This is a genomic window from Pseudomonas sp. CFBP 13719, assembly GCF_014842095.1.
Taxonomy (GTDB): domain Bacteria; phylum Pseudomonadota; class Gammaproteobacteria; order Pseudomonadales; family Pseudomonadaceae; genus Aquipseudomonas.
On record NZ_JACYVB010000008.1, the window covers coordinates 259,698 to 269,368 of the forward strand.

Genomic DNA, 9,671 nt, shown 5'->3' on the forward strand with positions numbered 1-9,671 from the left:
ATGTTCACCGCCGCCATTATCACCGGGCTCGGCCTGGGCAGCATGTATGCGTTGCTGGCGTTGGGTTTTCACCTGACCTACGTCGTATCGCGCACCGTCAATTTTGCCCAGGGCAGCGCCATGATGGTCGGTGCGGTGCTCGGCTACACGTTTTGCATCAACTGGGGCTGGTCACTGTGGTTGGGCGTGCCGCTGACACTGATCCTCTGTGCGCTGTATGGCCTGGTGATCGAGCGCTACCTGGTGCGACCTTTCCACAGCCGTGGCTCGCAGGCCTGGCTGATGGCAACGGTGGCGGGCGGAATTCTGGTGGACAACCTCGCGCTGTTTACCTTCGGTAAGGAGCCTCGACAGTTCGAAAGCGCCTTGGTGAACCTGAGTGTCGAGCTGTTCGGCAGCCACGTCAGTGCCCTGCAATTGCTGATTCCGCTGGCAGGCGCGGCCGTGGCCTTGGCGCTGCATCTGGTGCGGCGCTACACCCGGCTGGGCAAGGTGCTCGAAGCCTGCGTGCAGAATCCGCGTGCGGCGATGTTGATGGGTATCAACGTCAATCGGGTGGTGGCCATCGCCTTTGCGTTGTCGACCGTCTTCGCGGGGGTGGCGGGCCTGCTGATTGCGCCGCTGTTCAGCGTCAACGCGGAAATGGGCATGTTGTTCGGCCTGAAAGCCTTTGCAGTAGCGATTCTCGGCGGCATCGGCAGCGCGGGCGGTGTATTTGCCGCCGGATTGCTGTTCGGCCTGGCCGAAGCATTGATCACCTTGTACTTCGGCTCTGCATTCACCCAGATATTTACCTTCGCGCTGGTCATTCTGGCGCTGGCGATTCGTCCCAACGGTCTGTTTGGCAGCCGGGCATTGGTGAAAGTATGAACAACCTCAAAACCCTGGTCGCTCCGGCGTTCATCGCCTTGCTTGCTGTGCTCTGTGGCGTTCTGGCGTTCACCCTCGACAGCTACTCGCTGTTGGTTTTCACCCTCTGTGCGCTGGCGGCAGTGGTCGGTGTGGGCCTGAACATCCTGATTGGCCTGAGCGGGCAAATTTCCTTCGGACATATCGCGTTCTACGCGATTGGCGCTTATGTATCGGCCCTGCTGAGCATGGCGGGATGGACGTTGTGGCTGGCCCTGCCGATGGCCGGTGCCGTGGCGGGTCTGATCGGCGCGCTATTGGCGATCCCTGCGCTTCGGGTCAGCGGCCCGTATCTGGCGATGATCACCATCGCCTTCTCGTTCGTGGTGCACCACGGCTTGATCGAATGGCGGGATGTAACAGGGGGCTCGAATGGCCTGATGGGTATCCCGTTGCCGGAGTTCGCCGGCCTCGATCCGGCTATCCTGCTCGCGCTGCTGGCCGCCGCGCTGATGATCGGCGCGCTGTTGTTCTATCGGCGCCTGAGCCAGAGCGGCTGGGGCAAGGCCATGCTTGCGGTGAAAACCTCGGAAATCGCCGCGCGCTCGCTGGGCTTCAACCCGGTGATAAGTAAAACCCTGGCATTCGCATTGTCGGCGGCCTTGACCGGGCTGGCCGGCGGTTTGCTGGCGCCCTTGCTGATGTTCATCAACCCGGAATCCTTCCCCTTCTCCCAATCCATCCTGTTCGTTCTGGCAGTAATCGTGGGCGGCAGCGGTATGCTGTTCGGGCCGCTGATCGGTGCCGTATTGATCGTGCTGGTGCCCGAACTGCTGTCGGATTTCGCTGAATACCGGTTGCTGATCTTCTCCATACTCCTGCTGATCGTACTGTGGATCGCGCCCAACGGATTGCTCGGTGCCCTTGCCCGGCGCGTGATCAAACCCGCTCGCCTGCTGCCGTCGACATGCGTCGATCACGCACGCATCGCTGCTCATTTACGCAGCCGTGGCCCGTCCTCAGGCCTGCGGGTGACGGACATCGGCATCCGCTTCGGCGGCGTGCAGGCTGCGCAACACGTCAGCCTGCAGGCTCCCGCTGGCAGTATCACCAGTATCATCGGCCCCAACGGCGCGGGCAAAACCACGGTTCTGAATATGATCAGCGGGTTTTACGCCCCTGACAGCGGCCAGATCGAGTTGCAACAACCGCTGGCCGGGCTGCCTGCCTGGAAGACTGCCCGAGCCGGTATCGCCCGCACGTACCAGACCACCTTGTTGTTCGGCGAACTGTCCGTACTCGACAACCTGCTCGTGGCGATGCAGAAGGGGCGCCTGGGGCTGCCGTTCAGCCGTGCGCTGGAAACGCAACGCAGCCTGGCGCTGGATCTGCTGGCGTTGGTGGGCTATCGCGGTGAAGTGAACATTGCCGCCGAGGAGCTGCCCCACGTAGACCGCCGCCTGGTGGAAATAGCCCGGGCGCTGGCGACTGCACCGACCGTGCTGTTGCTGGACGAGCCGGCGGCAGGCCTCAGCCGTCGCGACACCGACGACCTGGCTATACTGCTGCGCAAGCTGGCGGATTTTGGCCTCACGGTGATTCTGGTCGAGCACGACATGGCACTGGTGATGTCGGTGTCCGAGCATTTACTGGTGCTCGACGCTGGCAAGCCGATTGCGTCGGGGCCACCCTCCGAAATCCGCCAGAACCCGCAGGTAATCGCCGCGTATCTGGGCGGCACCGACTACCAAGCCACCCCGCGCGCGCAGCCCTGGGCAGGTAGCCGCGATGCGCGTTTGTACGTCAAGGACCTGGTCATTGATTACGGCGCGTCCGCAGTGGTCAACAAGGTCAGTCTGCTGGTCAATCCCGGCGAGCTGGTGGCCATCCTCGGTGCGAACGGCGCGGGTAAATCGAGCATTCTGCAATGCCTGGCCGGCCTGCATCGCGCCAGCAGCGGCAGCATCCTGCTCGACAACGAAAACATCGAACAGACCAGTGCCAGCCTGATCGCCGCGCAGGGCCTGGCGTTGGTACCCGAAGGTCGTCAGGTCTTTCCTTACCTGAGCGTGCGCGACAATCTGTTGCTGGGTGGTTACTCACGTCGCGAACCCTTCGACACCGACGCTGAAATCGAGGCCATCCTCAAGCGCTTCCCTCGTCTGCGCGATCGCATCGACAACCCGGCCGGTCTGCTCTCCGGTGGCGAGCAACAGATGGTCGCGGTGGGTCGCGGCTTGATGGCGAAGCCGAAGATCCTTCTGCTCGATGAACCGTCGCTGGGCCTGTCACCTGCCATGATCGGCGAGCTTTACGACGCGCTGGCTGCGCTGCGCGACGAGGGCGTGACCATTCTGCTGGTAGACCAGATGGCCAACCTCGCGCTGCAAGTGGCTGACCGCGCGTATGTACTGGAAACCGGAACCATTGTGAAGTCCGGCAGCGCCGCGCAATTGCGCGACGACAAAGACCTGGCCGCGGCCTACCTGGGCGAAGGAGTCAGCGCATGAACGCTTTGCAGATCATCAATGCGCGGCTTGGCGACGGTAACCACCTGACCCAGCTGCAGGTAGAGAACGGCTTTTTCGTCGACGCCTTGAGTGCCGACACACGCCAGTGGGACACCCTTGATCTGCATGGGCAGCTCATCATGCCCGGCCTGATCGAGACCCACATTCATCTGGACAAGGCCTGCATCATGGAGCGCTGCCACCTGCAGGAAGGCACGCTGGCCGAAGCGGTGGCCCAGACCCGAGCGGCGAAAGCGGGGTTTACCGAGGACGATGTGTATCGGCGCGGCGCTCAGGTGCTGGACAAAGCCATCGTGCAAGGCACGACACACATGCGCACCCATGTCGAGCTGGACCCGCAGATCGGCTTGACCGGCTTCCATGCCATTCGCCGCTTGCAGGCTGACTATGCCTGGGCGATCAGCCTGGAGCTGTGTGTATTCCCGCAGGAAGGGTTGCTGAACAATCCGGGGACCGAAACACTGTTGTGCGAGGCACTGGAAAGTGGCGCAACGGTCCTGGGCGGGTGTCCGTACATGGACAGCGACCCGCTGGGACAGATCCAGCGCTTGTTCGAGTTGGCTACGCGTTACGACTGCGACCTTGACCTGCACCTGGATTTCGATCTGAACCCCGAAGGCCTCACCGTCATGGAAGTCGCACGCTGTACGCGGCTGCATGGCTGGGGCGGACGCGTGACCATCGGCCATGTGACCAAACTGTCCGCCCTGCCCAGGGAATCATTGACGGTAATCGCCCTCGAGCTGGCCGAAGCGGGCGTACAGGTGACCTGCCTGCCCAGCACCGACCTGTTCCTGATGGGTCGCGAGGTGTTCCACAACAAGCCCCGGGGGCTGGCGCCGCTGGCGCATCTGCACGCCTGCGGCGTGACGTGTTCGGTGTCTACCAACAATGTCGGCAATCCGTTTACGCCCTATGGCGATGCGTCGCTGGTGCGTCAGGCCAATCTGTTCGCCAACGTCTGTCAGATGGGTACTGTCGGGCAGTTGCTGCAATGCCTGGCATGGGTCTCCAGCGAATCGGCACGCCTGCTCAGGCTGAAAAATTACGGCCTGCTACCAGGCTGCCGCGCCGACTTCATCGTCTTCGACGCGCCCTCACCCGCTGCGGTGATCGCCGAGATCAGCGCGCCGGTGATGGGCTTCAAGGGTGGCAGGCAAACCTTCAGTCGACCGGCTGGGAAGTTGCTGAGGCCGTGATCGAACAGGCAAAGCCTGCGCATCAGCCACTCAGCGCTTGCTTGAGGTTGAACTCCTCCAGCGCCCGCTCTTCCAGTGCCAGCTGCCCTTCCAGTTCGTCCAAGTGTTCGAGCATGACCGCCACGGCCCGTGCATTGTCGCCCTGCTCCAGCGCGGTAATGATTTCCTGATGCTCATCCGACGCGCACGACGGCACGTCGTTACGCTGGTACAGCGCCACGATCAACGAGCTGCGCACCATCAGGTTGCCGAGGATATCGCTGAGCACGGTATTGCCGCTGATCTCGCCGAGCAGCAGGTGAAATTCGCTCAGCTCGCGAACAATGGCGCGGCGATCGGTATCGCTTGTGGCTTTGCGCTCGTTACTCATATGGCTGGCAATGCGTTGCCGCTGCTTGCGCATCACGGCCGGGGTAATGGCCTCGACAATGGCCCGCTCGATGGCACGACGGGCGCTGAAGATATCCCGCGCTTCCTTCGCCGTCGGCTGGGCAACCATGGCGCCCCGATTGGCTTCGATGGTCACTACTTTCTGCATCGCCAGGCGCTGTAGCGCGACCTGCACATGGTTGCGGTTGGCCTGCAAGGTTTCGACGATGTGGGCTTCGACCAACCGAGTGCCGGGCGGCAGGCGATGTTGGGCAATGGCCTTGAACAACGCATCGACGATACGCTGCACCTCGAGCTGTTTGGCAGTGACGGTACTCAACCCCATCGTTTCCTCTGTTGTCTGGAAGGCCTCATGCCTATACACGAGATGCCCCGTATCCGGCAAATGCCCGGTTCGGCCCTCAGTCTACCTGGCCGAGGGCCGTACCCTCACCTCGCGGATCATGCATGGCGCTGCGCCGACCCCCGGCATCGATGGCAATGATACCGGCATGGCCCGTCATCGGGCTCTGTGCAGCTATGATTTCCACCTCATGGCCGAGCGCCGCCAGGCCTTCGATGGTCGCGGCAGGCATATCGCCCTCAAGCTTGAGGTTGTCGGTGCTGTCGAAAAAACTGCGGCCCAGCAGAAAGCGTGGAGTGGCCAGCGCCTGATCGATAGGCTGCCGATAGTCGATCAGCTGAGTCGCCAGAACCATCTGCGTCTGCGGCTGGCCGTCGCCCCCCTGCGTGCCGAAGAACCAGCGCTGGCCATCGTCCGCCAGGTAACAGGACGGGTTGAGCGTATGCGCGGGACGCTTGCCAGGAGCCCAGCCGTTGACGTGTTCGGGGTTGGCGTTGAAACCCGCAGCACGGTTCTGCCACAGCACCCCGGTGTCACCCAGAATACAGCCAGAGCCGAAGTCGTGAAACAAGCTCTGGATAAGGCAGGCCGTCCGCCCCTGGGCATCGGTCGCCGCCATCCACACCGTATCGGCCGGGCGTCCCGGCTCGTTCCACGGCGCTGCACGCTGGTCGTCGATGGCATCGGCATACCCTTGGATGTGTCGTTCATCGAGACTGGCGGCAAAATCCCAAGGTGTGCTCAGGGGATCGCACAACTGCGCGTTACGGCGCAGCAGGCCTTGCTTGATGGCTTCGACCAGGTAGTGGTAGTAAAGCGCACTGTCATTGCCGAGCCGCACGAGTGGCTTATGCTGCAGCGCGGCCATGGCTTGCAACGTATAAAGCCCCTGGCACGGCGGTGCAACGTTATAGAGATTGCCTTGGCGGTAACGTATCGAGATCGGGGCAACCAGCGGCGCTCGCGTGGCCGCCAGATCGGCCTGGGTCAAGCCACAACCGAGGCGATCGAACGCCGCCCCGAAGGCGTGAGCCAACTCGCCCTGATAGAAGTCCTCGACACCGTGCCTGCCCAAATGCCGCAGGGTATTGGCAAGCGCCGGCTGGCGCAGCGTATCCCCCGTGCGTAACCAGCGCTCACCGGTCTTGCAAACACCGTGGAGGTCCGGCAACTGCTCGATGAGTGGCTGCCGCAATGTCTGCCAAAACAGCTGCGACTGTGAAACAGGCGTGCCCGCCTCCGCCACGCTGGCGGCGTCCTGCAACAGGTCGGCCCACCCAAAATGGGAACCCCACTCATGCCTGCTGATGGTCGCCGCCGTCTGCCAACTCGCCAGCGCACCCGCCGTGGTGGCGACCGACGACGGCCCTCTCAAGCCGATGACTCCGCCGTCGGGCAACCGCTGGCCGGCCTGCCCGATCCCCACGATGGTGCGCACCTGGGTGTCGTGGATCATCCACAGGGCATCCCCACCCAGGCCGGTCATGTGCGGGAAAACCACCGCAAGCATGGCACTGGCTGCCAACATGGCGTCAATGGCAGTGCCACCGGCGTCTAGGATCTGCATTCCAGCGGCACTGGCTTGGGCGTGAGGCGTGCAGATCACCGCACGAGAAGAGGTAGCGATCATGATTTGGGGGCCCCATCTTTGCTAGCTATCTATAAAGTGATTGTTAGCAGAGCAATATGTGTGCCGCGGTTTTTACTGGTGGCGGATGAGGCTCGGGGGGCATGGATAGCAACGGGGTTTCTACGATTGAAGTCGTCGGGGTACTCGGACCTGTCCGGAGGGATTGCGCGGTCAGCAGGAGCACGATTGTGCCCCTGCTCCGGTCATTGTGCAGCGTCGAACTGCGGGGTGGCCTCGATAGGTGCCTTGACCAACAAATACGGCGGCTGCCGGGTGTCAAATCCCTTGCCCATCCGGCTCCACTGCCCCAGCGTCACGTACACCGAATCGGCGGTCACGAATACCCCGTCCGGCCACACCAGTCGAGGGTCACGCACGACCACGTCGAGGCGCCCATCCGGCCAGCGGCGCAACACCTGATGATGCTCGGCATCGGTCATGTACAAACGGCCCTGGGCGTCCATGTCCATCCCGTCGACCATCACCTCCTCCCCTTCATCGTTGATCTGCTCAGCCAGTTGTCGATCATCGAGACTGAAGTCAGCAAGCGCCGCGGTCGGCAGGCTCCACAAGTGTCGACTGGTGAGCGGCGAGTAGAACAGACGCGAGCTATCGGGCGTCAGCGCCAGACCATCGACACCACCGTGAGGGAATGCGCTGTTCTCGCCGTCATAGCGCATGGGCACACCGTCGAGCTGGGTGACGAAATCCTTCTGCGCCACGATGGAGGGATGACCGGCGAGCACACGACGCTGCTTCCCGGTGGCCAGATCCACCACCACCAGGGCTGGGTCGTCACCGAAGGATGAGTCGGCAACATAAGCGGTGCCTTGGCTGCCGTGGGTCAAATCGATGCGCAGGTCATTCATGTGGCTGTCTTGCCGCAAGGCATCCCTGAGCTCGATAGAGGTCACGATGCTATTACTGCTCAGGTCGATACCCACCACCTTCGCTGCACCCGCCGGAATGCCCTGCTTGCCGGCGCGCTTGCCATCGTCGATCAACCAGAGGCGCCCACGCTTGTCCAGGGTCATGCCGTGCAGGGAAACAAGGCGCTTGGCGTCGGATAGTTCAGACGGCAGGCTGACATCGGCGGAGGGATAGGGAACCAGCTTGCCGTCGACCAACTCGCCCAGCGTCATCCCGGCGTGATCCTCGGCATGACGCGGAAAGCCGACAAACGTGCGCCCTTCCGCGGTCACCACGATACCTGACGGGCCCGGGCCGCTGAACGCCGCCACCTCCTGGATCGAACCAACGGGAACCAGGCTGCGATCGATGGTCTCGGCATGGGCTGCGTTCACTGCCAAAGCCAACGTCGCGGCTGCCAGGGCGGTGATCGAGGCTCGCTTCAATGGGTTTTTGGTCATCCGTTCCGGGCTCCTGCGCGATGAGATGGACTGATATAGTGTCGATTCTGAAACCGGTTTCAGGATCGGCCGAAAAAAAACCTGCACGGGTGCCGAACGGACCAGGCGGCGCAACAGGTTCATGGGTATTGAAGGGAATTGGGGTGGGGAAGTTCCACTGGATGGGTGACGATGTATGCTTGGGGATGGCCTGAAAAGTCGTTAACGGCCTCGGCGTTTAGATAGAAGTGATGGGCGCCGGAGATTATCAGAGCTATGTAGGCACCGAAACTAAGCTTGATACGCGACTCTTAGATCATTTTGTGTGCGGCCGTCCTTTTACCGAGTTAACTTGAGTAACATATCTCACTACATAATCGCGAACCGATTAATCTTGTTTTTCCAGTCATCTGCCGCTAACGGTTCGCGGTGATAGTCTCAATATTGCTGCAACCCAACCGGCTACGCATATCTCTCGTACTCCAGCACGAATCTGTAGCGATCAAGGCTTACTAAAATTTTTTTCATCCCATAAAGCCTGCGTCAATCTGACCGCTTTCGTGCATGGACGATGATTTACCCAGCTCGCTTTCCAGCGCCTCATATTCGCTCGAAAAACGAACGTCCTCGCCCGCAAAGTCTTCTTTGGAAATAGAGGTTTTCGCGAGCTCAAGATAATGAGCAGAAAGCTTACTGGAATAGGACATCCATGACCTTTAATTGAGATTGGCGCGACACGCCCGTTAGAGTTGCAATGACACGGGGCAAAAACGATGAGGTTTAATTCAGGTATTCAATGCGAGCGCACTCTTTTGTGCGTGAGCGACGCAATCATCAGAAATTCACACTCCAACAAATTTCATAATCCGCGCCACCGCACTAATGCTTTAGCGCTTGCTTGTCGAGCCTAAGCGATTGAAATGTGGCTAGCCCCCCTAACGCCTCCCTTTCATTGCGGGCATACCTTACACTCCTCGCAATAGACAAAGATGTAGGATTATTCTGGAAAATGCACGAGGAAATTTCCTGCACGACTGATATTTACAGATATTGAAACGAGCAATACTAAATTGCCATCGTGCGCCAAAAGTTGCACACTAAACTGTGGATAACCCTGTGAACAAACCGCTGCATGGCGCGCACTTAAGCACTCACAGGCAAGTGCGCAAGAAGTTGCGCAGCAGTGCGCAACTTCTTGCGCACTTTTATTGATAATCCCTATGTTAGACGCTGGCCAAATCTACAGATTCAGACTCATCTCGTTGATAAATAATGAATTCAATCTTATTGGCATAGATCTTGATCAGTGTTTTGGAACCTGCAGCGTAAACATGCCTGCGGGCCCCTATATTATTTTCAGCAAGGAGAGCATTCATGGCT

6 protein-coding genes and 1 pseudogene are annotated in these 9,671 nt (G+C 60.6%); 3 read left to right on the plus strand and 4 right to left on the minus strand.

Going from position 1 to position 9,671, the window contains the following annotated elements; translation table 11 throughout:
- Genes IFT57_RS22495 through IFT57_RS22505 form a run of 3 tightly spaced genes read left to right on the plus strand, consistent with a single transcriptional unit; the run spans position 1 to position 4,579 of the window.
- Positions 1–870, plus strand: coding sequence for a branched-chain amino acid ABC transporter permease (locus IFT57_RS22495; RefSeq protein WP_192152708.1), 870 nt, complete (start codon positions 1–3; stop codon positions 868–870).
- Complete coding sequence (locus IFT57_RS22500; RefSeq protein WP_192152709.1) at positions 867–3,359, plus strand: branched-chain amino acid ABC transporter ATP-binding protein/permease; 2,493 nt, start codon at positions 867–869, stop codon at positions 3,357–3,359. Before IFT57_RS22495 ends, IFT57_RS22500 begins: the two co-directional genes overlap by 4 nt.
- Positions 3,356–4,579 carry an amidohydrolase family protein gene (locus IFT57_RS22505; RefSeq protein WP_192152710.1) on the plus strand — a complete coding sequence of 408 codons (1,224 nt, stop codon included), beginning with the start codon at positions 3,356–3,358 and terminating at the stop codon, positions 4,577–4,579. Before IFT57_RS22500 ends, IFT57_RS22505 begins: the two co-directional genes overlap by 4 nt.
- Positions 4,580–4,601: 22 nt before the next feature.
- Here the strand turns inward: IFT57_RS22505 and IFT57_RS22510 are convergent, their stop codons facing one another.
- From IFT57_RS22510 to IFT57_RS22525, 4 genes and pseudogenes are all read right to left on the minus strand, one after another.
- Complete coding sequence (locus IFT57_RS22510) at positions 4,602–5,294, minus strand: GntR family transcriptional regulator (protein ID WP_122714071.1); 693 nt, start codon at positions 5,292–5,294, stop codon at positions 4,602–4,604.
- Between the two features lie 76 nt (positions 5,295–5,370).
- Positions 5,371–6,942 (minus strand): gamma-glutamyltransferase family protein, encoded by a 1,572-nt coding sequence (locus IFT57_RS22515; protein WP_192152711.1) that lies wholly within the window; start codon positions 6,940–6,942, stop codon positions 5,371–5,373.
- A gap of 203 nt (positions 6,943–7,145) precedes the next feature.
- A complete protein-coding gene (locus tag IFT57_RS22520; RefSeq protein WP_192152712.1) occupies positions 7,146–8,312 on the minus strand; it encodes an SMP-30/gluconolactonase/LRE family protein in 1,167 nt (388 codons plus the stop codon).
- Positions 8,313–8,833: 521 nt separating this feature from the next.
- Positions 8,834–8,998 (minus strand): annotated as a pseudogene (locus tag IFT57_RS22525) (type VI secretion system protein TssA); the annotation flags it as partial.
- Positions 8,999–9,671: the final 673 nt, after the last annotated feature.